Here is a 23,647-nt window from a genome sequence, read left to right as displayed (position 1 = left end):
CAACGATCGATCGCATCAACGCGAAAGGGACAGAACGACTTTCAGCGACCGATCGGTTCGTAAAGGACGCGCAGGGTTTGCCCCTACTTACCGAAAAGACCAGGCTTGTTGCTGCCTCCGTGGCCCACTCCGAAGTCGTAGGCGGACTCGGCGTGCTCGTGCTCGTCCAGGCCGTCGGCCTCGTGCTGCGCGTCGGCGCGCACGCCCATGACGGCCTTGATTGCGAACGCGATAGCGGTGGTGACGACTGCCGTGTACGCGAACACCGCCACGACGGCGATGGCTTGCACCCAGAGTTGATGCAGACCGCCGCCGTACAACAAACCGTCCTTGCCCGCCGGCATCTGCGCACTGGCGACGAGTCCGATCATCAGCGTTCCGACGACACCGCCGACGAGATGCACACCGACGACGTCGAGTGAATCGTCGTAGCCGAAGCGATATTTGAGGCCGATCGCCAACGCGCACAACGCACCCGAGACGATGCCGATCGCGGCTGCACCGATCGGTGTGACGGCAGTACACGACGGCGTGATCGCGACGAGTCCGGCCACCACTCCGGACGCCGCGCCGAACGACGTCGCGTGCCCATCCCTCCATTTCTCGACGACGAGCCACGCCGCCATCGACAGCGCGCCCGCGCCCATCGTGTTCACCAGCGCCACTGCGGCGACGCCGTCGGCCGCCAACGACGAGCCCGCGTTGAAACCGAACCAGCCGAACCAGAGCAGTCCGGCTCCGAGCATGACGGCCGGAAGATTGTGCGGACGCATGGGATCTCGCGGCCACCCGCTCCGCTTGCCGACCACGAGGGCCAGCACCAGCCCGGCCACACCCGCGTTGATCTCCACGGCCGTGCCACCGGCGAAGTCGATCGCGCCGAGCCTGTTGGTGATCCACCCGCCGAACTCACTGGTGAGCCCGTCGAGCGAGAAAACCCAGTGCGCCACAGGGAAATACACCAGCGTGGACCACAGGGCCGCGAACAGCACCCACGGCACGAAACGCATCCGGTCTGCGACGGCACCGGAGATCAGCGCGACCGTCACCATGGCAAATCCTGCCTGGAACGCTGCGAACACCAACGCCGGAACGGTCCCCACCAACGGAATCGACACCGTGCCCGCCGCCGAGGTGTACACGCCGCCGAGCAAACCCTCGAAACCGGCGTACTGCAACGGGTTTCCGATCCAGCCGCCGATCACGTTGTCGCCGAACACCATCGAGAACCCGAACACCAACCACAGCAGCCATACGACGGCGATGGCCGACAGGCTCATCATCATCATGTTCAGCACGCTCTTCGAGCGCACCATGCCGCCGTAGAAGAAGGCCAAGCCCGGCGTCATCAGCAAAACCAGCGCGGTGCTCGCCAGCAACCAGGCCGTGTCGCCCGCATCGGGCGCTCCGTTGATCACTTGCCCACGAATTTCGGTGCGCGCTTCTCGGCTCTCGCGCGGCGCGCTTCCTTCATGTCCGCACTGCTCCACGCGGCCTCGAATGCCGCGCGCTGTGCGGGCGTCGGATCGTCGTGCGCGCCGTCGTCGTTGAACACCAGTTTGAGGTGTCGCAGCGCCAAGGGGGCAAGGGCAGTGATCGAGTGCGCCCACTGCACGGCAACATCGCGATCGCCGAGCTTGTTGGCCAGACCGCATGTATACGCCTGATCGGCGTGCACCCGTTCGCCGCCGAGCAGGATCGTGCGCGCCACGCCGCCGCCGGCCAATGCCGCCAGCCGCTTGATCGTCCAGTTGCTCACTGCGATTCCGAGACGCGTGGAGGGAATCTCGAAGAATGCCTCGGGTGCGACCACCCGCAGGTCGCAGGCAATGGCAAGTTGCGTCCCCGCTCCGACGGCAGGCCCGTTGATCGCCGCCACGACGGGAACGGACACTCGCTCGATGGCGGTGAGCATGCCTTCCAGCGTCTCGCCGAACGCGTCGGGAAACGCATCTCCGGTCAGGTCGGCACCGGCGCAGAAGCTACTGCCCTGCCCGGTGATCACCACGACCCGCGCGCCGTCGGCATCCGCCTGCTCGACTTCGCGTCGTAGCGCGACACAGAGATCCGTGCTCAGCGCATTGCGCTTGTCCGGTCGCTGCAATTCCAGGATGACGACATCGCCGTCACGAGTGTGTCCGATCACGCCGAGCAGGTTACCGGCTGGTAGCGGCGGTCACAGGGCGGGGCCTGATCTACTGATACTCGTGATCGACACTCGGGTTGCTGTCATCGGTGCCGGCCAGGCCGGGCTCTCGGCCGGCTACCACCTCAGGCGGGCCGGACTTGCCGCAGGTGCGGGCTTCGTCATGCTCGACCGCTCCCCCGGACCTGGCGGTGCCTGGCAGTTCCGGTGGCCGTCGCTGACGCTCAGCACCGTCAACGGAGTGCACGATCTGCCCGGGATGCCGTTCGCCGACACGCTGGGAGACGAGCCACCCGAATCCATCGCGGCAGCCGACGCGGTTCCCCGCTACTACCGCGCGTACGAGAAACGGTTCGAACTGAATGTCCGACGCCCCGTCACGGTGACGGTCGTGTGCGACCGCGAACCACTCTTTCGGGTCGAGGCCGGGGACACGGTCGTCATGGCCGAGGGCCTCATCAATGCGACCGGAACGTGGGAGAAGCCATTCGTTCCGCACTACGACGGAGCCGAGACCTTCACCGGTAGACAACTGCACACCAAGGACTACCGAACCGCGGACGAGTTCGTCGGCAAACACGTCGTCGTGGTCGGCGGCGGAATCTCGGCCGTGCAGCTACTCGACGAGATCTCGCAGGTCACCACAACAACATGGGTGACGCGTCGACCACCGGTGTTCCGGGACAGCCAGTTCGACCACGACGCCGGACGCAAAGCCGTCGCCATGGTCGAGGAGCGGGTGCGTGCGGGCCTGCCGCCGGGCTCGGTCGTCTCGGTGACCGGCCTGTTGCTCACCCCGTCGCTGGCTGCCGCCCGCGAACGTGGCGCTCTCGAACGCAAGCCGATGTTCTCCTCGATCACCGCCGATTCCGTTGTCTGGGAGGACGGTTCGACCCAGCACGCCGACGTGATCCTGTGGGCCACCGGATTCCGCAGCGCCCTCGATCACCTTGCCCCGCTGCGACTGCGCGGGCACGGCGGCGGAATCGTCATGGACGGCAGGCTGACCACCCGGGTGGCCGCGAACCATCGCGTCCACCTGCTGGGGTACGGCCCGTCCGCGAGCACGATCGGGGCGAACCGGGCCGGGCGAGCAGCGGTGACGGAGTTGCTCGAGACTCTGGGTTAACCCAGCTGCTCGACGACGAACTTGGCCAGGGAGCCGAGACGCGCACGGTCCGGCATCGACGTCGGAACGCCCAACGCATCCAACGGGGCCGACGTCACCGGCCCCACGCAGATCGCGGCGACGGGGCCTCGAAGTGCGGCGAGGAAGGCGTCGAGCATGCCGTTGTCCTTGGCCGTCGACAGCAGGGAGGCGACGGCGGGAGCGCTCGTGAACGTCACTGCGTCCACTCGATGCTCGATGATCTGTGCCAACAAGTCCATGAGCGGGGCCTGATCGACGGGGCGGATCCAGCGGTACACGGGGATCGGGCGTACATGCGCGCCGAGTTCGCTCAGAGCATCGCTCAGGTGAATCGTCGGTTCCCATTCGGTGATGACGCCGTGCAGTTGCACGGCGATGTCGGCACCGGAAATACCCTGGGCAGCAAGATGATCGGCGACTTCCTGCGATGCTTCGGTGGCGGGCGACCATTCATCACGCAGCCCGGCACCCCGGATCGCACCACGCGCTTTGGGGCCACGCGCAATGATTCGCGTGTGCCCGAGCGCTGCCAGGAGGTCGTCGCGCACACCCCATTCGGCCGCCGCGTCGAGCCAGCCACGGAAGCCGATACCGGTGCTGATCACCACGATCTTCGGGGGACGATCGACAATGCCTTCGGTAGCCGACTTCAGCTCCGAGTCGTCGATCAGGGGTAGAACGTGAATCGCCGCGGCGTGAACGATGTTCGCGCCGCGGCGTTCGAGCATGGTGGCCAATTCGTCTGCACGCCGCTCGGCGGTGAGGGCAACGGTCTTGCCTGCGAGCGGTTCCGACATGGGTACAGACTAGGCCCCCATGTGCGCACTGTGCCCGCGGTCGTTCCGCAGGCTCCACTCCGAACTTCGTAGTCCACTACGAAGTTCCACTCACATGGCGGGTCAGCTGCTGAACTTGTCCGGGTCCGGGCCGGTGCGGCCGTCGGCGGTGTCCAGAGCGTTGATCTGCTGAATCTCGTCGTTGCTCAGCTCGAAGCCGAACACGTCGAAGTTGCTCGCGATCCGCTCCGGGGTGACCGACTTGGGGATCACGACGTTGCCGAGCTGGATGTGCCAGCGCAGAATGACCTGGGCCGGGGTGACGCCGTGTGCCTCGGCGATGGGCGCAAAGGCCGGATCGTCCAAAACGGTGCCGGAGCCGAGCGGGCTCCACGCCTCCGTGGCGATGCCCTTCGAGGTATGGAAAGCGCGCAGTTCTTCCTGGATGAAGCGCGGATGCAGCTCGATCTGGTTGACCGACGGGACCTCACCGACGGCGTCCATCAGCTTCTCGAGCGTGGGGATGGTGAAGTTGGAGACGCCGATCGAACCGATGCGGCCGTCCGACTTCAGCTTCTGGAACGCCTTGAACGTGTCGATGTACTTGTCGCGATCGAGCTGCTGCCAGTGAATCAGGTACAGGTCGAGGTACTCGAGGCCCAGACGATCCATGCTGGCGTCGAAGGCCTTCAAGGTGGAGTCGTAGCCCTGATCGTCGTTCCACAGCTTGGTGGTGACGAACAGTTCGTCGCGCGCGATGCCGGACTCCGCGATGGCCTTGCCGGTGCCGGCCTCGTTCTCGTACACCTTTGCGGTATCGATGCTGCGGTATCCGACCTTCAGCGCCTCGGCCACGGCGGCCTGCGCACCGTCGTCGGGAACCTGCCACACACCGAACCCGAGCTGGGGAATCGACGTGCCGTCGTTGAGCACGATGGTCGGGACAGTACTGGTCTCGGCTGAATACGTCATACGAATGCCAACGGACGGCGCTGTGAATCTGTTCCCGGTCCCGGGGATACTGGTCCGGTGACTGCCACGCTCCGCATCGACGATCTGGCCGCCTTTCACGGCGATCGGACCCTGTTCTCCGGCCTCGATCTGACGGTGACCGAGGGTGATGTGATCGGGTTGGTCGGTGCGAACGGTGCCGGTAAATCGACGCTGTTGACGCTGCTGGCGGGCGTGGGAACGGCCGATCACGAGGGTGAGATCTACACCAGCCCGCCCGACGCAACCGTCGGTTATCTGGCGCAGGAGCCCGAGCGCATCGCCGGGGAGACGGTGTTGGATTTCCTCGGCCGGCGGACCGGGGTCACTTCGGCCGAAGCTTCCATGAACGCAGCCGCCGAGGCGTTGGGTGGCAGCGACTCCGGTCACTCCGCAGGCTCCGCTCCTGCCGACGAGGACCTCTACACCCCTGCGCTCGAGAAGTGGCTGGCGCTCGGCGGCGCAGATCTGGCGGAACGCACGACGAAGGTGCTCGCGGATCTGGGCCTCGATGTCGACGGCAGCGCATTCATGACGGACCTATCGGGTGGGCAGGCCGCCCGCGCCGGACTGGCCGCGATTCTGCTCGCACGCTACGACATTCTTCTGCTCGACGAGCCCACCAACGACCTGGACCTCGCAGGCCTCGAGCAACTCGAACAATTCGTCGTCGCGACGCGGGCGGCCATCATCGTCGTCAGTCACGATCGCGAGTTTCTGGCGCGGACGGTGACCGGTGTCGTCGAGCTCGATCGAGTGCAGCGGCGCATCGATGTGTATGACGGCAGCTACCAGTCCTATCTCGCGGAACGTGAAATTGCGCGCCAGCATGCACGGGAGAAGTACGACGAGTTCGCAGACACCAAATCCGCGTTGGAGTCTCGCGCGCAGATGCAGCGGAACTGGATGGAATCGGGCGTCCGCAATGCGCGACGAAAGGCGACCGACAACGACAAGATCGCCCGCAGGACCCGCGCCGAGTCGACCGAAAAGCAGGCCGCGAAAGCCCGTCAGACACAGCGCCGCATCGAGCGACTCGAGGTGGTCGAGGAACCCCGTAAGGAATGGGAACTGCGGATGGAGATCGCGGCGGCTCCTCGCAGCGGGACCGTTGTCGCGGTGTTGGGCGGAGCCGTCGTTCGCCGATCGGAGTTCACCTTCGGTCCGGTGACGACGCAGATCGACTGGGGCGATCGCATCCTCATTACCGGACCCAACGGCTCCGGCAAGACGACGTTGCTCTCGGTACTGCTGGGCCGGCTGGAACCGGACGAGGGCTCGGCATCATTGGGTTCGGGTGTGGCAATCGGTGAAATCGATCAGGCGCGAGCATATTTCGTCGGTGACGGCACGGTGTCCGACGCGTTGAGTGCAGCAGTTCCCGAATGGCCCGACGCCGAGGTCCGCACACTGTTGGCCAAGTTCGGGCTGCGCGGCGACGACGCACTGCGGCCGGCGTCGTCCCTGTCGCCGGGTGAACGAACCCGTGCGGCACTCGCATTGCTACAGGCCCGCGGCGTGAACCTGCTGGTGTTGGACGAGCCCACCAACCACCTCGACCTGCCCGCCATCGAACAACTCGAACGCGCGATGGAAAACTTCGAGGGCACCCTGCTGCTGGTGACGCACGATCGCCGCATGCTCGACACCGTCCGCAGCACTCGTCACTGGACGATGAACGATGGGCAGCTGAGCGAGAAGTAGGTCGCGCTGAATCGGGTGCAGCTGAGCGCGGCTAGCTGCACCCGATTTTCGTCAACTGAGAAGAATTTCGTTCACCTCGGCGGCGGGACGCATCGGCAACGTGTGATGCGTGGCTCCGTCGAGTATCACGGTCCGCGCTGCAGGCAGGACGGTTCGGACCGCCGATTCGATCCGAGCGGCATTGTGCACCTTGCCATTCCCTGCCAGTACCACGGTTGTCGCTACACCGAAGTTCGCGAACGCAGCAGGTTTCGGCCGTTTCGGAACGATGGTTTTCGACGTCGGAGCATGCGCGGCTCCCAGAGCAAGTACGTCGAGCCAATCCGGATCCAACTGCGCGCCATCGGTTTCCCATCGGACGAAAGCACGCTGCCGTTTCTCGTTGCGAGACAGCAGTATCGGTAGGGCGTGCAGCAGGTAGCGCGGACTCATGGAGCCGAAGCATGCGTTGGGATCGAGTAGGGTCAACGCATCCACGCGGTTCTCGTGACGTAGCGCATAGGCCAGTGCGATAATCGCGCCGTAGGAATGGCCGCACAGTGCCACGGTCGGCAGGTTCGACTCGTCGAGGACGGCCGACAGCCAATCCAGTAGCTCCTCGACAGAGTCGATGGCGCGTTCACCGGGCACGCTCCGTCCGACGTCGCCCATCAGGTCCACTGCGTACACCCGATAGTGCCTTGAGAGCGCGTTGACATTGGCGAACCAGACGGTCGACGTCGCACCCGCGCCCGGCAGCAACACCAGCGCCGGACCGTCGACGGGCCCGCAAGCGTTGATTCGTGTGGCACCGTGCACCGTGTTCACGTCGATGGCTTGGGTATCCGCCGGCCACTTCTGCAGCACCCGGTCGTAGGCGGAGAAGAATTCGTCCAGCGTCACTGCAACCCTCCATTCTCTCGATGATCGAGATAGTAGACAATGGAGAGACATCTCGTCCAGCATCTCCCGAGGGATCAGCACATGACCGAGCCCGCCTCCACCGTCCATCAGCTACGCGTACTGACGGTCGACCTCGATCTTCTGGGCGCAGAATTCGCGCAGAGACATGCGCTCCACCCGACGGATATCCGGGCGCTGATCTGTCTCCTCGACGCGGACCGAGCCGGAACGCGCGCTACGCCCGGTTGGCTAGGAACCCAGCTGGGCCTGGAATCCGCGTCGGTCACGGCCCTGATCGATCGAATGACCAAGCGTGACTTGGTGTTACGCGAGCCCGACCCGTCCGACCGCAGGCGAGTACTGCTGCGCGTGACTGCGCACGCGTCGGAACTCGGGACAACGTTCTTCGGCCCCGTCATCGGCCAGGCCGTCGACGAGCTCGCCCGCTTCACGCCCGAGCAGCGGGCAACGATCGATGAGTTTCTGACCACGATGCGCGCCATCGTCGCCTCCACTCGGGAGCAGCAGACACCGTAGACAAATCAGCAGTTTTGTTATGAACGGTTGACACATCGTTGGGTTTATACAACACTTCATTGTCATGAGCCCCGTCAAGCGCGGTACCGCGCTCCCGATCTACAACAGGGTGGGTGTTCTGCGGGCAGAACGAAAGATGAGCCGCGCGCAACTGGCCGAACTCGTCGAAGTGAATCCCCAGACGGTGGGAGCCCTCGAACGAGGCGACCACTACCCGAGCTTGGACCTCGCGATGCGCATCTGCGACGTCTTCGATCTGCCGATCGAAGCGGTGTTCTCACGCACCGAACTCGGACCACTCTCGGCCGAACTCTTCCGAAAGGAAAAGGATCGATGAACACCAGCCCCAGCATCTTCGGCAGATATCAGGAAGCCCGGACGAGAGTATTCCTGGAGAACGAAAAGACCTATGCGAATTGGCTACCGGGACTGCGACCCCAGAAACGACGCCGAGCCTTCGTTGCGTTCCTTCTGGTACTGCTCGCGGCATCTGCGGGATTCGCACTCTCGGAACCGGTGTTCGACTGGGCGATCGGATCCTGGGGAATCTGCTACATCGTGTTCACGTTCGCGGCAATCGTCCTCGGCATCGTGTCGAATCGGCGCGCCGAAGCCCCCGTGGATGCGCTCGACGAGCTCGAAGTCCAGCTCCGCAACGAAGCCCGATCCATCGGCCTGACGGTCACTCAGGTCTTGGGCACCGCGACTGGAGCGTACTTGCTCATCGGATCCGCCTTCGGGGCAGCGAATCTCGGCATCTCTGGTGGAGCACTGGTCCTGACTGCACTACTCACCGGAGGGACGACCCCCGCAATGCTTCTCGCGTGGACCACCCCCGACCCCGACCCCGAGGACGGCTGAGACCATGACCCCGCAACCCGACATCCTCACCCGCTATCAGGCCTATCGCACCCGGCGATTCCTCGAGAACGACGCCAACACGAGACACTGGCTTCCGAAATGGCGCACGCAACATCGACGCCGCATTCTCGCCATCGCAGTGATGGCTGCCGACCTGACGTTCCTCGTCATAAGCATCTCGACGCTGTTCTTCTCGTGGGCCGCAATCGCCTGGATTCCCGCCGCACTCATCTTCATACCGATCTGGACCGCTCTGCAAACGGTCTCCGGCCGCCACAGCGATGCACCCGTCGGAGCATTGGACGAATGGGAAGTGCAGCAGCGCAACGAAGCTCGCTCCATCGGCCTCACCGTCACGCAGGGGTTGGTCATGGTCGCGGCCTTCGCCCTGATCGTCCTGTCCTCGACCTTCCCCGACCTCCCCCGTCTCGCCTACGCCGGCGGCGGTTGGACTCTCGCGGGACTGATGATCGGAATATCGACCCCGGCAATCATTCTCGCGTGGATAACCCCCGACCCCGAACCAGAAGACACCGAAGAGTTCGACCAGCAGTAACGACCGAAAGGGCACCATGAGCACCCTCACGATCGACTCCGTCTCCAAGAGATACGGCGACAAGATCGCCCTCGACAACCTGAGTTTCGACGTCCGGCCGGGCGAATTGTTCGGCTTCGTCGGCAGCAACGGCGCGGGCAAGACCACCACAATGCGCATCGCGCTGGGCGTGCTGTCGGCAGATTCCGGCCAGGTTCTGTTGGGCGGCAAGCCCGTCGACCTCGATGTTCGCCGCACCATCGGTTACATGCCGGAGGAACGCGGGCTGTACCCGAAGATGAAGGTCGGCCCGCAATTGGCGTACATGGCCGAGCTACACGGCCTCTCGTCGAAGGATGCCAAAGCCGCGGTGATCCGCTGGACCGAACGCCTCGGCATCGACGAGCGCGTCAACGACACCGTCGACGCATTGAGCCTGGGAAATCAGCAGCGCGTGCAGTTGGCAGCAGCGCTGGTGCACGACCCCGCAGTGCTCGTGCTGGACGAACCGTTCTCCGGCCTCGACCCGATCGCCGTCGACGTCATGAGCGAAGTTCTCCGCGAAAAGGCCGCTGCCGGAGTGCCGGTGGTGTTCTCGAGCCACCAACTCGATCTCGTGCAACGCCTGTGCGACCGCGTCGGCATCATCGCCGCCGGCTCGATGAAAGCCGTCGGAACCGTCGACGAACTACGCGGATCAGGAGATTCGCACCTGCACGTCCACGCACCGAACGCTGCCCCCGGATGGGCGTCGGGCATCGCCGGAGTGAGCACACTCGGGCACAGCGACGGCGTCACCGTTCTCGGGCTGGCACCGGGAGCCGATGATCAAGAAGTCCTGCGGGCCGCTCTCGCGACCGGACCGGTCCACGAATTCTCGATCCAGAAACCTTCCCTGAGCGACCTGTTCCGAGAGGCGGTAGTGGCATGAGCTCCCAACTGAACTCCTTCAGCGCAGTGTCCTTGATAGCCAAGCGCGAGTTCACCGTTCAGGTGATGAAGAAGAGCTTCGTCATCAGCAACGTGATCATCCTGGCCGTCATCGTCGGCGGCATCATCGCATTCTCGATCTTCTCCGGCAGCGGTGACGAAGAGCGCGACGTGATCGGCGTCGCCGGGGACCAGTCCATTGCAACGGTATTGGAGGCGACCGGCGACGCCGTCGGTAGCCCCGTCGAAGTCCGTGACGTTGCCGACGCGGCGGCCGCGCGCAGTGGCGTCGAATCCGGGGATCTCGATGTGGCGCTGGTTCCCGACGGGACTGCGGGCGCGTACACGGCCGTCACCGAGTCCGATCTGACCGGCACGTTGCGCGCCGTCGTCGAAGGCAGTGTCGCGACGCAGGCCACGAATGCTGCACTGGCGCAACAGGGTGTCGACCAGAACGAGCTCGGGGCAGCGACGAGTGCCGCGACGGTCACCGTCGACGCGATCGATCCGCCCGACCCCGAGGCCGGTCAGCGGACCGCCCTGGCCCTGTCGGCCGTGTTCCTGTTGTACGCACAGATCATCGGCTTCGGCATGTACGTCGCGATGGGCGTCGTCGAAGAAAAGTCCTCGCGCGTGGTCGAACTGTTGCTCTCCACCGTTCGCCCCCTGCAGTTGCTCTGGGGCAAGATCCTCGGCATCGGTGCGGTCGGCATCCTGCAGCTCGCTCTGTACGGAATTGCCGGTGTGGGAGCAGGATTGGGCACAGGCGTACTCACCGTCACCGGTGCCGCGGTGAGTGTCTTCGCGGCCACACTCGCGTGGTTCATTCTCGGCTTCGCGTTCTTCGCAGTGCTCTATGCAGCGGGCGGATCCATGGTCTCGCGGCAGGAGGACGTGAACTCGACGACCATGCCACTGCTGATCCTGATCATGGCCATGTTCTTCGCGGCCTTCTATTCCGTCAGCGATCCGGAGAGCACTCTCGCCAACACGCTGAGCTGGATTCCTCCGTTCTCCGCGATCATGATGCCGCTGCGGATTGCGGCCGGCGTGACCTCGCCGGTGCAGATCGTCGGCTCGGCGGTCCTGATGATCGTCACCACCGCAATTCTGGCCATGGGCGCGGCGAAGATCTACCAGCGTTCCATTCTCCGAATCGGCAAGACCGTCTCGTGGAAGGAAGCATTCGCTCGATAGAGTTCGCGCCATGAGCCCACGGACATCCGCCGCCGAGATTCTCGATTCCGTTCTCGACGGCGGATCGTTCGTGTCGTGGGACTCCACGCCCGTGGACGTCCATCCTGGGGAGTCCTATCTGAAGGATCTGGCCAAGGCTCGCGAGAAGAGTGGCGTCGACGAATCGGTGTTGACCGGCGAGGGCACCATCGACGGCCGACGCGTCGCGATCATCGCCTGCGAGTTCGCGTTTCTCGCCGGATCGATCGGCGTCGCGGCGGCCGAGCGCATCACCTCCGCCATCGAGCGCGCCACTGGAGAGGGCCTGCCACTCATTGCCTCCCCCACCTCCGGCGGCACGCGCATGCAGGAGGGAACGTTGGCCTTCGTGCAGATGGTCAAGATCGCCTCCGCCGTCACCGCACACAAAGCGGCGCACCTGCCGTATGTGGTGTAACTCCGCAATCCGACGACGGGAGGCGTTTTCGCATCCTGGGGTTCACTGGCCCACGTCACCGTCGCCGAACCCGAGGCCCTCATCGGGTTCCTCGGCCCGCGGGTGTATCAGGCCCTGTACGACAAGCCATTTCCCGATGATGTCCAGACCGCCGAGAATCTGTACCAGCACGGTGTCATCGACGGTGTGGTGCCGGTCGAGCAATTGCGTCACTTGCTGATCCGCACGCTGCGAGTGATCGTCGACGCATCCGTGTGGACGGACGTTCCCGAAGTCGGACGTACGAGCATTCCCGAGCACTCGGCCTGGCACTCGGTGCAGTCTTCTCGCCGCGCCGATCGCCCAGGGATTCGGCAGATCATCGAACATGCTGCGGCCGAGCACGTTCCGCTCAGTGGCACCAGTCAGGGCGAAGCCGACACTTCGATCCTGTTGTCACTGTGCCGCATTCGCGGTGTCTCCTGTGTGCTGTTCGGTAACGACCGAAGCAGCAGCACCGCCACGGCAACGATGGGTCCTGCAGCACTACGAGAAGCTCGGCGCGGCATGCGTCTGGCCGAGGAACTCCGGCTACCTCTGGTGCTCGTCATCGACACATTCGGCGCAGCGCTGTCCAAGGAAGCTGAGGAGGGTGGTCTCGCACCCGAGATCGCGCGCTCGATCTCCGACCTGGTCACCGTGAACACCCCGACAGTGTCGGTACTACTGGGCCAGGGCACCGGCGGCGGAGCACTCGCACTGCTGCCCGCGGACCGCGTCCTGTGTGCCCAGAATGCCTGGCTCGCACCGCTTCCACCCGAGGGAGCCAGCGCAATCGTGCACCGCGACACCGCCCATGCACCGGACATGGCCGAGGCTCAGGGCATCAGGTCGGTCGACCTGCTGCGAGACGGCATCGTCGACGCCATCGTTCCCGAACTCCCCGACGCGGCCGACGAACCGGCCGCGTTCTCCGGTCGCATCGCCGATGCCATTGTCCGCGAACTACGCGAGCTGTCGACCCTCGAAGCGGCAGCTCGGACGAGTGCGCGACTCGGCCGCTACCGCACTCTCGGGGTCGCCTTGTGAGTGGAAACTCAACCCCTGCTACGAGACCGGAGTGGAGCCTGCGGAACGACCGCAGGCTCCGCCGTGCACGTGCGAGGTCACGAGCGCCAACACATCGCCCGCCCGAAGGTCCGCGGGCAACTCGACCGGACTGACGCAGCAGCGCCCCGGACCGTGCACGTCGACCTTGACCACCGGGCCCACCGAATGCCGATTGACCACGACGGCCTGCAGCAGATCCCCGAACTCGGCGTCGACGCCCACTTCGCCTGCGATCACCGAACGCACCCGAGTCACCAGAATCGAGCCCCACTGCACCGGAGTGCCCTCGGCATCGGCCACATCCTCCAACGCAACGCCGTCGACGGTGATGCGACCGCACACACAGTGAGTGTCCGCCGGCCAGAGCGCTGGATCGCACCGCGAGACGTAGGCGGCACCGAGAGACGGAAGTATGTCCACAAGAGTCATGAGAAGAAGTCTTGCGCCGGGCGGTGGCGTCGAACAGGGGTGTTGACGCAATCTTGACGCCCCAGCGGTGAATCTTGACGGCGTGTGGGCACCGATGCACATTCCGACCGCCGGTCGACGGGATTCCGCCGGTCGTCGCCGGTAGTGCGCAACCCGGCCCGGACCACCCCACCTCGAACTACGCTCGCAGACATGAGTGGCGAGTATCGGCAGGCGTTCGACAGCAGCATCGACAACCGCGAGGACTTCTGGCTGGCGGCCGCGTCGGGAGTCGACTGGGACACCCCTCCCACCACGGCGTTCGACGGTTCGCAATGGTTTCCCGAAGCCCGTCTCAATACATGCGTCAACGCACTCGATCGGCACGTCGACGCCGGCCACGGCGATCGCACCGCGCTGATCTACGACTCGGCGATGCTCGGGCTCACCCGGAGCTACACCTACGCCGAACTTCTCGACGAGACCGCGCGCTTCGCCGGGGTGCTGCGCGCGCAGGGCGTCGGGCCGGGCGACCGCGTGGTCATCTATCTGCCGATGATTCCCGAGGCCGTCATCGCGATGCTCGCGTGTGCGCGACTCGGTGCGGTGCACTCGGTGGTGTTCGGCGGATTCGCCGCCAAAGAACTCGCCGCGCGCATCGACGACGCCGAGCCGGTGCTGCTGATCACCGCGAGCGGTGGGTTCGAACCGGGGCGCGTCATCGAGTATCTGCCGTTGGTGCAGCGCGCCCTGACGCTCACGACCGCGAACACACCGGCCGTGATCGTGAAATCACGAGAGGGCATTCCCGGCGAACACGAGTGGCTGGATTGGGACACCCTCATCGCCGACGCCTCGGCGGCACAACCGGTTTCGATGGCGGCGACGGATCCGCTGTACATCCTCTACACGTCGGGTACGACGGGGAAACCCAAGGGCGTGGTGCGCGACAACGGCGGTCATGCCGTCGCGTTGACGTGGTCGATGCGCAACATCTACGACGTGGATGCCGGTCAGGTGATGTGGACGGCCTCCGACGTCGGATGGGTGGTGGGACACTCGTACATCGTCTACGGCCCGCTGTTTGCTGGTGCCACAACGGTTCTCTACGAGGGCAAGCCCGTCGGGACTCCCGATGCAGGCGCGTTCTGGCGGGTGATCCAGGACCACGGTGTGCGGGCTCTGTTCACCGCACCGACCGCGCTACGCGCTATCCGCAAGGTCGATCCGCACGCCGCCGAGCTCGAGAAGTACGACACCTCATCACTGGAGACACTGTTCGTCGCCGGTGAACGCCTCGATCCCGATACCTACGAGTGGATTTCACGCACCCTCGATCGACCCGTCGTCGACCATTGGTGGCAGACCGAGACCGGGTGGGCCATCTGCGCCAACCTTCGCGGGCTGGAACCACTTCCGATCAAACCCGGATCGCCGACCGTACCGGTACCGGGATTCCAGGTGGGCATCCTCGACGCGTCCGGTAATCCTGTGGACGCAGGCTCGGAGGGCAACATCGTCGTGCAGCTGCCACTGCCGCCAGGTGCACTGGTTGGACTGTGGAACGACGAATCACGTTTCCAGCGTTCGTATCTCGATACGTTCCCCGGTTACTACCTCACCGGCGACTCCGGTTACATCGACGCCGACGGTTACGTCTACGTACTCGGTCGCAGCGACGACGTCATCAATGTCGCCGGCCACCGCCTGTCCACCGGGTCGATGGAGGCGGTGCTCGCGGGCCATCCCGCCGTCGCCGAATGCGCCGTCATCGGTATCCACGACGACCTCAAAGGCCAGCGCCCCAGCGGATACGTAGTACTCAAAGCCGGCGAGAACATCTCCGAGGAGCAATTGCGTACCGAACTGGTGGCCATGGTCCGCGATCAAATCGGTGCACTGGCCACCTTCCGCGATGTGACGATCGTCGGAGCTCTACCGAAAACCCGCTCGGGCAAGATACTCCGAAAGACGATGCGACAGATCGTCGCCGGTGAGCAGTACGGGGTCCCGTCGACCATCGAGGATCCCGCGGTCCTCGATGCGCTGGAGAAGCTCCTCGGCAGATAGGCGGAAACAGAAGCAACCATGGCCGAAACCCGCGCGCCATGGGGCACTCCCGCACGATAGCGTCCTCGGCATGACAGATCTCGACACTCGCCCCGCCGTCGACTGGCTCGCCCTCGGTGCGGTCACCGTCACGGTGATCTCGTGGGCCTCGGCCTTCGTCGCCATCCGCGGCGTCGGTGAATCGTTCGGTGCCGGCCCACTCGCTCTGGGCCGGCTGCTCATCGGATCGTGCGCACTCGGTGTGATCGTGTTGATCAGGAGACAGTGGGTCAAGCCGAACCGCACGCAGTGGTTACAGATCGCCAGCGTCGGCGTGTTCTGGTTCGGCGTTTACAACGTCGCCCTCAACGCCGCCGAGCAACGTGTAGACGCCGGAACGACGTCGATGATCATTCAGATCGGCCCTATCCTGGTGGCCCTGTTCGCCGGTCTGCTTCTGGGCGAGGGCTTTCCGAAGTGGTTGGTGATCGGTGCCGGTATCGCGTTCGCCGGTGCTGTCATGGTCGGCGTCGTCACCGCCGTCACCACCACCTCGACCACCAGAACGGACGCCGACTTCCTCGGCATTGCACTTTGTCTCGTATCCGCGGTGACCTATGCGATCGGAGTACTCAGCCAGAAGCCGGTGCTGCGCACGATTCCCGGCCTGCAGGTCACCTGGATGGCCTGCACCATCGGCGCGGTCTGCACGCTGCCGTTCGCGCCCGCTCTGCTCGACGACCTGTCGACCGCCTCGGCCGGAGCCACCGGCGGACTGATCTACCTCGGCCTGGTTCCCACCGCACTGGCGTTCAGCACCTGGGCCTACGCGCTGACGCGCATGAACGCAGGCAAGCTAGGCATCACCACGTATGCGGTGCCGCCGATCACCATCACTCTGGCCTGGTTGTCGCTCGGCGAGATACCGCACATTCTCGCCGTCGTCGGCGGTGTCATCTGCCTCGTCGGGGTCGGGTTGTCCCGCAGGAAATAGCAGCCGTTACAGCGCCTTGAACCGAGCGATAGCAACCTCACGCTCGTGCTTGTGGTCGACGATCGGATCCACGTACTCCCTGGGTCGGCCGAACTTCAACGTGTGCACGGCTTTTCCCTCCTCACCGCGTAGCTCCGGCACCCAGCGCCGGACGTAATCGCCTGTCGGATCGAATTTCTCACCTTGGGTGATCGGGTTGAACACCCGAAAGTACGGCGAGGCGTCGGTACCGGTGCCCGCGGTCCACTGCCAACCGTGCTGATTGTTGGCCAGATCGCCGTCGACGAGATGCTGCATGAAATAGCGGGCACCTCGCCACCACGGCAGGTGCAGGTCTTTGACGAGGAACGACGCGACGATCATACGGACCCGGTTGTGCATCCACTTCTCCGAGTTCAGTTGCCGCATACCGGCATCGACGATCGGAAAGCCGGTCTCGCCCTTGCACCAGGCCTCGAACAGCTCGTCGGCGTGCTTGCCCGAGTCCAGTTCGATCTTGTCGAACTTCTTGACGTAGTTCTCGCGCGCACTGTCGGGGCGCTGAAACAGGATGTCGGCGTAGAAGTCTCGCCAGCAGATCTGCCGCCGATACGCGGCAGCACCCTCGTTGCGGAGCTTGCCCAGGTCGGCCAGCATGGTTCGCGGGTGAATGGTGCCGTACTTCAGATGCACCGACATCCGGCTCGTCGAATCGAGGTCGGGGCGGTTGCGTTCGTCGTCGTACTTCGAGACGTCGTCGAGAAAGTCTTTCCACTGCGCCAGTGCGGCCTTCTCCCCTGCATCGGCGTCGGAGGTCTCCTTCTCGCTCGGAACTTTCGCCCTCTTCACGCCTTTCACGTCGTCGGGGTCGATCCACGTCACGGTTTTCGCGGACGTATCGGCTGGTCCACGCCAACCGTGTTCCATCCACTGCCGCGAGTACGGCGTGAACACCTTGTACGGCTCACCGTCGTCCTTGGTGATTCGTCCGGGCGCAACGGCATACGGCGACCCGGTCTCGACCAGCGTCACCTTCTCGCCGACGCGCTGGTCCCGCTCCCGGCCGTACGGACCGTAATCGGCGCTGATGTGGACCTCGTCGGCGTCGATTGTCTTCGCCACCTTCGGCACCACCGTCTCGGGTTCGCCGTGCACCACCATCAGTCTGCCGTCGAGCTGCTCGTTCAGTGCCTCGAGCGACCGGAACAGGAAGTCCTTGCGCGGACCGCCGGAGGGCTTCAGCAAACGGTCGTCCAATACGAAGAGCCCCAGTACCGGATCCCCGGACTCGGCAGCGGCGGTGAGGGTGGGCAGATCCCCCAGTCGGAGATCACGGCGAAACCAAACGAGCGACATGCCGTCAGTCTTACCCAACCCGGCTACGAGCAACCCCCATCGCTGTTTCGGGGATTCTCAGAGAATCGCCAATCCATGCTCACCGACGCCGCAACATCGCCCCCTACCTTGGGAAATACGCCGATCAGCCGCGAGCAGAGGAGAGAACATCATGACGAACATCCGCCCCTTCCCCGGTGCCCTCTCCCTCGTCGAGAGCACCTGCACGTTCGAGAAGTACTACGAGCAGCTCTATGCCAAGGCACCCGCCCTCGCCTGGACCCTCGACGCCGACGTCGATCGCCGCACGGCCCTCGAGGAATTCTTCGCCAAGACGCCCGAGGAGCGGCGTACCACCGTCGACAGCTGGGTTGCCTAGCATTGGGAGGTGACCGAATCGCCGAGCACCCCCGCCACCGTCCTCGTCGTCGACGATGACACCGATGTGTTGTCGTCGCTGCAGCGCGGCCTGCGCCTGTCCGGCTTCACGGTCATCACGGCGTCGGACGGGGCCGAGGCGCTCGGCGTCGTGTCGCGCACCTCGCCCGATGCGATCGTGCTCGACATCAACATGCCGGTGCTCGACGGCGCAAGCGTCGTGACTGCGTTGCGCGCCATGGGGAACGACATTCCGATCTGTGTTCTCAGTGCCCGCAGCTCCGTGGACGATCGCATCGCCGGTCTCGAATCCGGTGCCGACGACTACCTCACCAAACCGTTCGTGCTCGCCGAGCTGGTGGCCCGCATCCGGGCCATGCTCCGACGGCGCGGCACCAGTCCGGTCATTCCCGCAGTCGATCCCGGTATCCCCAATTCGGCTGTCGCCGTGGGCACTTTGGTTGTCGATATCGCGGGGTACCGAGTGCACCGCGGCGGCGTCGACATCGATCTCACGAAGCGCGAGTTCGAGTTGCTGGCCATTCTTGCTCGCAACAAGGGCGTCGTACTGACGCGTGAGCGACTCCTCGAATTGGTCTGGGGCTACGACTTCGTCGCCGACACCAACGTCGTCGACGTGTTCGTCGGCTATCTACGCCGCAAACTCGAGAGCGACGGCTCGCCGCGCATCCTGCACACCGTCCGCGGTGTGGGCTTCGTCGTGCGGGAGTCGGTATGAGTTTCTCGCTTCGCGCCCGGGTCGCGGCGGCGACGGCCCTCGGTGCCACCCTTGTCGTGGCGGCCCTGGCCGTGGTGACGTCGGTGGCCATTTCCCGCAACAACGTCAACCAGCTCGACGAGCGTCTGACGACGGCATCGCAGGTGCTGGTCCCGAACTCGTCGACGCTGGAAGCCTTCATCGATCAGCTGTCCGGAGCGTTCGCTGTCACCATTCGCAGCGGAGACATCGTCGTCGCCTCGACTCCTACGCGGTTGCCGGCCCTCGACACCGGTTCTCAGACAGTGGATGTGGACGGTCAGCGGTTTCGGGTCTACACCGCGACCTCGACCGTGGTCTCGTCCGTGTCCATCTCCATCGGTGTCCCGGCCATCGAGGCGCAGCAGGTGACCGACGAGCAACAGAGACAGGTGATCCTGCTGGGGCTGGCTGCGGTCGCCGTGTCGACGGGCCTGGGTTGGCTGTTCGGAGGACGTGCCGTCAGACCGCTGGTGACGCTGACGCGGCAGGTCAGCGCTCAGCCTCCGTCGGCGCCGCAGACCCGAACCGGAGTCACCGAGGCCGACGAGCTCGCGGTCGCGATCGGGGGCATGCTCACCCGACTGAACGAGGCACAGGAACGCACCAATGCCGCCCTGGACACGGCACGCGATTTTGCGGCCGTGTCGGCCCACGAGCTGCGCACCCCGTTGACTGCGATGCGTACCGACATCGAAGTGCTGCGCACCCTCGATCTCGAGCGCGCGCAGCAACAGGAAATCCTGACCGACCTCGAACGCACTCAGGGCCGAGTCGAGACGACCCTGACCGCGCTCGAACGATTGGCATCGGGTGAATTGTCCAGCGAGGGCGACCGGGTCGAGACCGACATCATCGACATCTGCGACGTCGCCGCGCAGGACGCGCAGCGTCAGCACCCGGGTCTGGACGTTCGGGTGGAGTCGGAACCGGAGTGCGAGATCACGATTCGCGCACTCCCCACCGGAGTTCGACTCGCGGTGGACAACGCGATCGGCAACGCCGTCCGGCACGGCGGGGCGAGCACCGTCGTCATTCGCGTCGAGCGCGCGGACGCGCTGGTCCGAATCCTGATCGACGACAATGGATCCGGCGTTCCGGTGGACGAACGCGAGTCGGTGTTCGGACGCTTCGAGCGTGGAGCCGGAGCCGCGAAGGGCGGCTCCGGCCTCGGTCTCGCGCTGGTGGCCCAGCAGGCCGAATTGCACGGTGGCCGCGCATATCTGGCAGACAGCCCCCTCGGGGGTGCCCGATTGGTGCTCGAGCTACAGGACCGCTGACGAGAGATCTGCTACTTGACGTCGAGCAGATCGATGACGAAGACGAGCGTCTTGCCGGACAGACGGTGACCTGCGCCGGCGGGGCCGTATGCGAGCTCCGGCGGGATGGTGAGCTGGCGGCGTCCGCCGACCTTCATCCCGGGGATGCCGTCCTGCCAGCCCTGAATGAGGCCTCGGAGCGGGAACTGGATGGACTCGCCGCGGTTCCAGGACGAGTCGAACTCCTCGCCGGTGTCGAACTCGACGCCGACGTAGTGCACCTCTACGTTTCCGCCCGGTACTGCCTCTGCGCCGTCACCTTCGACGAGGTCGACCGTCACCAGATCCAACGGTGCCGGTCCGGCTTGAAATTCGATCACTGGCTTCGTCACTGAAGTCTCCTGCGGTTGTGCCGGCCCGCCGACGCCGACTGCGGTGTTCTGGGCATGGTCGGCACCAATTTTACGTCGTCACGGTCAGCCGATCGGAGCTGGCATCAACATCGTCTTGTATTCGCAGGTCAGCGTATTGCCGGTTGCGGGGTCGGACATCTCGACCTTCCAGGTGTCGGCGAACTGGTTCACACCGGGGTGCATCGAGATGGTGCCGGAGATCAACACGGTTCCACGGGTGAACAGTCCACGGCCGGCGAGCACGTCGAGCCAGTAGTGCGGAGCGAGAAGATCACCGAGTGTTCCGGTCTGAATTGCGACGCCGTCCGCCCACGCGGTCAAGGTGATCTCGTCCAGCCGATCGGCGACCTCCGACAGACGCCACGCGCCGGCGCCGAGCACATCGGGAGCCGCGTTCTTGCTCCACGCGACACTGTGGACTTCGAGGTCACGGTCGGTGTGATCGCAGGCGACCGTCAGCAGCACGTCGTCGATCGTGTCGCCCAGGATCACCAGCGCCCACTCGGCCTCGCCCGACGTACGGCCGTGCTGGACGGCAACGGCGTCCGTCTGCTGCGCCAGGTATGGCGAAATCGGATACAGCGCGGGCGTCACCGTCGGGGCAGGGACGCCCAGTTCGGCCAGCTCCGCGATGTGCGACGCCACCTCCCCCTGGTTGCGTCCGGCGTACCCGGCGTTGAGCAAGGCCTTCACCTCGACCGATTCGAATGTGCCGTCGGGCAGCGTGAATGTGAGCATCAGTAAGGACCCTCTCCTCGTAAATTTTCTGTTTCCGATGCGCCCAAAGGCTTGCGCATACGTCTTGTATACAGCAAGTATGGAGCACGTACAACGGATAGAGTGATCCCAGGCACACGAAGGAGTCGTCATGACCGAACCTGTTTCGGTAGATAGAAAAGGCCTGGCCAAGGCCTTCGCGGCCAGCCTCACCGGAACGGCATTGGAGTGGTACGACTTCGCGGTCTACTCGGCCGCCGCAGCTCTGGTGTTTCCGCTGGTCTTCTTCCCGGACAGTGACCCGCTGACCGGGACTCTGCTGGCTTTCTCGACATACGCCGTCGGCTACGTCGCCCGTCCGGTCGGAGGGTTCGTCTTCGGACGGCTCGGCGACGTCATCGGACGAAAACAACTCCTCGTCATCACCCTGATGTTGATCGGCGTCACGACGTTCGCCATCGGCCTGATCCCCGGATACGACTCCATCGGCATCGCGGCACCGATCATTCTCGTCACGATGCGTTTCTGTCAGGGCGTTGCCGTCGGCGGCGAATGGGGCGGAGCCGTTCTCCTGTCGAGCGAATACGGCGATCCCCGCAAACGCGGATTCTGGTCCTCGGCAGCACAGATCGGACCACCCGCAGGCAACCTGCTCGCCAACGGCGCACTTGCCGTTCTGACGCTGACATTGACCGACCAGCAGTTCGAGTCCTGGGGATGGCGCGTGGCGTTCCTGTTCTCCGCGGTACTCGTCGGATTCGGTCTGTGGATCCGGTTGAAGCTCGAGGACACCCCGGTGTTCAAGGCGCTGCAGGAAAGCGGCGAACGATCCGAGGCACCGATCAGCGAAGTGTTCAAGACCGAGCTACGACCCCTGGTGGCTGGCATCATGTCTCGTGTCGCACCGGACGTCATCTACGCGCTGTTCACCGTCTTCTCGATCACCTACGGCACACAGAAGTTGGGCTTCGAGCGCAGTGAGGTACTGACCGCCATTCTGATTGGGTCGGCATGCCAACTCGGCCTGATCCCGCTCGCCGGAGCGGTGTCCGATCGCATCAACCGACGCCTCGTCTACGGCGTCGCAGCCGTGGGCGGTGTCGCGTGGAGTGCGATCTTCTTCCTCGTCATCGGCGGAGGATCGCTACCGCTGCTGATCCTGGGTGTGGTTGTGGGCCTGGCGTTCCACTCGTTCATGTACGGGCCACAGGCAGCATTCGTCACCGAGCAGTTCAGCGTTCGGTTGCGCTCCACCGGCAGCTCGTTGGCGTACACGATCGCCGGTGTCTTCGGTGGTGCGATGGCCCCGCTGATCTTCGTCTACCTGTTGGACAAGACGGACAGCTGGGTGCCGATCGCCGGGTACATCGTCGTCGTCGGTGCCGTGACACTCGTCGGCCTCGCCCTCGGACGCAACCCGGACCCCACCGAGGACGAGCACTACGTGCTGCTGGGCCAGCAGCACGAAAACGCTACGCGCGCAACAGAGTCTGAAGCGTGACCTCGAGGTGAGCGTCGATCTTCTCGTGCACCAGGCCCTCGTCGCCGGCACTCAGTGCGTCGATGATGGCCTGGTGCTCGGCGCACACTCGGTGTTGCCGGTTGGCGGCGGTGAACAACGCACTCAAGCCCACTCGGAGCTGACGCGCCCGCAAACCGGCATACGTGCGCGAGAGCAGATCACTGCCCGCCGAATCGATCAAACTCTGATGGAACGTCCCGTCCCAGTCGATGAATTCCTTGGGAGCGTCGGTGCTGTCGGAGTTCATCAGCAGCTCCTGCTGATGCAACGCATGCTGCATCGCCGCGATCGGAGCGTCACCGGCACGCAACGCCCGCGACGCCGCGTGCCGTTCCAGAACGCCGCGCAGATCCATCAATTCGCCGATCTGTCGTCCGGACATCGCCGGCACATGGGCACCGCGCTTGGGCACCATCTCGACCAGACCCTCGGACTGCAGCATCAGCAACGCCTCACGCACCGGCGTGCGCGATACGCCGATTCGAGTCGCAAGTTCCTGTTCGTTCAGAAAAGTGCCGGTGGCGGCCGGTGACGACAACACCTGATCACGGACGAACTGGTACGCCTTGTCCCTCCCCGACAGTGGTTGCATACGATATGTAT

The 23,647-nt window shown here is 64.7% G+C and carries 24 protein-coding genes and 1 pseudogene; 15 read left to right on the top strand and 10 right to left on the bottom strand.

The window, feature by feature from the left end; translation table 11 throughout:
• Nucleotides 1-83: 83 nt before the first annotated feature.
• A complete protein-coding gene (locus RFA01S_RS10365) occupies nt 84-1,418 on the bottom strand; it encodes an ammonium transporter (RefSeq protein ID WP_032375364.1) in 1,335 nt (444 codons plus the stop codon).
• A complete protein-coding gene (locus RFA01S_RS10360; RefSeq protein ID WP_032371283.1) occupies nt 1,415-2,146 on the bottom strand; it encodes an enoyl-CoA hydratase in 732 nt (243 codons plus the stop codon). The genes RFA01S_RS10365 and RFA01S_RS10360 overlap by 4 nt, the downstream gene beginning before the upstream one ends.
• 55 nt (nt 2,147-2,201) lie before the next feature.
• Here RFA01S_RS10360 and RFA01S_RS10355 point away from each other — a divergent pair, with 55 nt between their 5' ends.
• Nucleotides 2,202-3,275: an NAD(P)-binding domain-containing protein gene (locus tag RFA01S_RS10355; RefSeq protein WP_032371564.1), complete on the top strand. Its 1,074-nt coding sequence runs from the start codon at nt 2,202-2,204 to the stop codon at nt 3,273-3,275.
• Here RFA01S_RS10355 and RFA01S_RS10350 read toward each other — a convergent pair.
• Both RFA01S_RS10350 and RFA01S_RS10345 read right to left on the bottom strand, forming a co-directional pair.
• On the bottom strand, nt 3,272-4,093 hold the full coding sequence (locus RFA01S_RS10350; protein ID WP_032375363.1) for a uroporphyrinogen-III synthase: 822 nt from the start codon (nt 4,091-4,093) through the stop codon (nt 3,272-3,274). The two genes, RFA01S_RS10355 and RFA01S_RS10350, sit on opposite strands and share 4 nt — an antisense overlap.
• A gap of 102 nt (nt 4,094-4,195) precedes the next feature.
• Nucleotides 4,196-5,044, bottom strand: a complete 849-nt coding sequence (locus tag RFA01S_RS10345) for an aldo/keto reductase (protein WP_032381819.1) — start codon at nt 5,042-5,044, stop codon at nt 4,196-4,198.
• Between the two features lie 57 nt (nt 5,045-5,101).
• Here RFA01S_RS10345 and RFA01S_RS10340 point away from each other — a divergent pair, with 57 nt between their 5' ends.
• On the top strand, nt 5,102-6,766 hold the full coding sequence (locus RFA01S_RS10340) for an ABC-F family ATP-binding cassette domain-containing protein (protein ID WP_032407621.1): 1,665 nt from the start codon (nt 5,102-5,104) through the stop codon (nt 6,764-6,766).
• A 51-nt stretch (nt 6,767-6,817) separates the two neighbouring features.
• On the opposite strand, the gene RFA01S_RS10335 is transcribed toward RFA01S_RS10340, so the two are convergent.
• Nucleotides 6,818-7,699 (bottom strand): alpha/beta fold hydrolase, encoded by an 882-nt coding sequence (locus tag RFA01S_RS10335; protein WP_052060777.1) that lies wholly within the window; start codon nt 7,697-7,699, stop codon nt 6,818-6,820.
• Between the two features lie 30 nt (nt 7,700-7,729).
• Between RFA01S_RS10335 and RFA01S_RS10330 the strand changes: the two genes are divergently transcribed.
• The 7 genes and pseudogenes from RFA01S_RS10330 to RFA01S_RS10300 all read left to right on the top strand — a co-directional run bounded on the left by RFA01S_RS10330 (nt 7,730) and on the right by RFA01S_RS10300 (nt 13,212).
• The gene (locus RFA01S_RS10330; protein WP_032407720.1) at nt 7,730-8,185 is read left to right on the top strand and encodes a MarR family winged helix-turn-helix transcriptional regulator; all 456 of its coding nucleotides are present in this window, start codon (nt 7,730-7,732) and stop codon (nt 8,183-8,185) included.
• A 64-nt stretch (nt 8,186-8,249) separates the two neighbouring features.
• Nucleotides 8,250-8,522: a helix-turn-helix transcriptional regulator gene (locus RFA01S_RS10325; RefSeq protein WP_032365905.1), complete on the top strand. Its 273-nt coding sequence runs from the start codon at nt 8,250-8,252 to the stop codon at nt 8,520-8,522.
• Nucleotides 8,519-9,046, top strand: coding sequence for a hypothetical protein (locus RFA01S_RS10320; RefSeq protein ID WP_032407623.1), 528 nt, complete (start codon nt 8,519-8,521; stop codon nt 9,044-9,046). The genes RFA01S_RS10325 and RFA01S_RS10320 overlap by 4 nt, the downstream gene beginning before the upstream one ends.
• A 4-nt stretch (nt 9,047-9,050) precedes the next feature.
• A complete protein-coding gene (locus RFA01S_RS10315) occupies nt 9,051-9,602 on the top strand; it encodes a hypothetical protein (RefSeq protein ID WP_032407624.1) in 552 nt (183 codons plus the stop codon).
• A 16-nt stretch (nt 9,603-9,618) separates the two neighbouring features.
• Nucleotides 9,619-10,512, top strand: a complete 894-nt coding sequence (locus tag RFA01S_RS10310; protein WP_032381681.1) for an ABC transporter ATP-binding protein — start codon at nt 9,619-9,621, stop codon at nt 10,510-10,512.
• Nucleotides 10,509-11,708, top strand: coding sequence for an ABC transporter permease (locus tag RFA01S_RS10305; protein ID WP_032407625.1), 1,200 nt, complete (start codon nt 10,509-10,511; stop codon nt 11,706-11,708). Before RFA01S_RS10310 ends, RFA01S_RS10305 begins: the two co-directional genes overlap by 4 nt.
• 10 nt (nt 11,709-11,718) lie before the next feature.
• A pseudogene (locus RFA01S_RS10300) lies at nt 11,719-13,212 on the top strand (carboxyl transferase domain-containing protein).
• 18 nt (nt 13,213-13,230) lie between these two features.
• Here RFA01S_RS10300 and RFA01S_RS28510 read toward each other — a convergent pair.
• On the bottom strand, nt 13,231-13,662 hold the full coding sequence (locus RFA01S_RS28510; RefSeq protein ID WP_027495939.1) for a type III PLP-dependent enzyme domain-containing protein: 432 nt from the start codon (nt 13,660-13,662) through the stop codon (nt 13,231-13,233).
• Nucleotides 13,663-13,854: 192 nt separating this feature from the next.
• Between RFA01S_RS28510 and RFA01S_RS10290 the strand changes: the two genes are divergently transcribed.
• Both RFA01S_RS10290 and RFA01S_RS10285 read left to right on the top strand, forming a co-directional pair.
• Nucleotides 13,855-15,711: a propionyl-CoA synthetase gene (locus RFA01S_RS10290; RefSeq protein WP_032407626.1), complete on the top strand. Its 1,857-nt coding sequence runs from the start codon at nt 13,855-13,857 to the stop codon at nt 15,709-15,711.
• Between the two features lie 70 nt (nt 15,712-15,781).
• Nucleotides 15,782-16,684, top strand: a complete 903-nt coding sequence (locus tag RFA01S_RS10285) for a DMT family transporter (protein ID WP_032407627.1) — start codon at nt 15,782-15,784, stop codon at nt 16,682-16,684.
• Between the two features lie 6 nt (nt 16,685-16,690).
• Here RFA01S_RS10285 and RFA01S_RS10280 read toward each other — a convergent pair whose 3' ends face one another.
• On the bottom strand, nt 16,691-18,019 hold the full coding sequence (locus RFA01S_RS10280; RefSeq protein WP_032407628.1) for a cryptochrome/photolyase family protein: 1,329 nt from the start codon (nt 18,017-18,019) through the stop codon (nt 16,691-16,693).
• Nucleotides 18,020-18,170: 151 nt separating this feature from the next.
• Here RFA01S_RS10280 and RFA01S_RS10275 point away from each other — a divergent pair, with 151 nt between their 5' ends.
• The 3 genes from RFA01S_RS10275 to RFA01S_RS10265 are packed head-to-tail and all read left to right on the top strand — an operon-like array spanning nt 18,171 to nt 20,413.
• Nucleotides 18,171-18,377 carry a hypothetical protein gene (locus tag RFA01S_RS10275; RefSeq protein ID WP_032365896.1) on the top strand — a complete coding sequence of 69 codons (207 nt, stop codon included), beginning with the start codon at nt 18,171-18,173 and terminating at the stop codon, nt 18,375-18,377.
• Between the two features lie 9 nt (nt 18,378-18,386).
• Nucleotides 18,387-19,115 carry a response regulator transcription factor gene (locus tag RFA01S_RS10270; RefSeq protein WP_032388603.1) on the top strand — a complete coding sequence of 243 codons (729 nt, stop codon included), beginning with the start codon at nt 18,387-18,389 and terminating at the stop codon, nt 19,113-19,115.
• The gene (locus tag RFA01S_RS10265) at nt 19,112-20,413 is read left to right on the top strand and encodes a sensor histidine kinase (RefSeq protein WP_027495933.1); all 1,302 of its coding nucleotides are present in this window, start codon (nt 19,112-19,114) and stop codon (nt 20,411-20,413) included. The genes RFA01S_RS10270 and RFA01S_RS10265 overlap by 4 nt, the downstream gene beginning before the upstream one ends.
• An 11-nt stretch (nt 20,414-20,424) precedes the next feature.
• Here RFA01S_RS10265 and RFA01S_RS10260 read toward each other — a convergent pair whose 3' ends face one another.
• Complete coding sequence (locus RFA01S_RS10260; protein WP_027495932.1) at nt 20,425-20,784, bottom strand: FKBP-type peptidyl-prolyl cis-trans isomerase; 360 nt, start codon at nt 20,782-20,784, stop codon at nt 20,425-20,427.
• Between the two features lie 84 nt (nt 20,785-20,868).
• Complete coding sequence (locus RFA01S_RS10255; protein ID WP_032407629.1) at nt 20,869-21,543, bottom strand: DUF2848 domain-containing protein; 675 nt, start codon at nt 21,541-21,543, stop codon at nt 20,869-20,871.
• Nucleotides 21,544-21,673: 130 nt separating this feature from the next.
• On the opposite strand from RFA01S_RS10255, the gene RFA01S_RS10250 reads away from it, so the two are divergent.
• Nucleotides 21,674-23,023 carry an MFS transporter gene (locus tag RFA01S_RS10250; RefSeq protein WP_027495930.1) on the top strand — a complete coding sequence of 450 codons (1,350 nt, stop codon included), beginning with the start codon at nt 21,674-21,676 and terminating at the stop codon, nt 23,021-23,023.
• On the opposite strand, the gene RFA01S_RS10245 is transcribed toward RFA01S_RS10250, so the two are convergent.
• Nucleotides 22,995-23,636, bottom strand: coding sequence for a GntR family transcriptional regulator (locus RFA01S_RS10245; RefSeq protein ID WP_027495929.1), 642 nt, complete (start codon nt 23,634-23,636; stop codon nt 22,995-22,997). The two genes, RFA01S_RS10250 and RFA01S_RS10245, sit on opposite strands and share 29 nt — an antisense overlap.
• Nucleotides 23,637-23,647 lie beyond the last annotated feature (11 nt).

The sequence above is a fragment of the Rhodococcoides fascians NBRC 12155 = LMG 3623 genome, from assembly GCF_001894785.1.
GTDB classification, from domain to species: Bacteria; Actinomycetota; Actinomycetes; order Mycobacteriales; family Mycobacteriaceae; genus Rhodococcoides; species Rhodococcoides fascians.
This window is presented reverse-complemented; position numbering and strand designations above follow the sequence as displayed.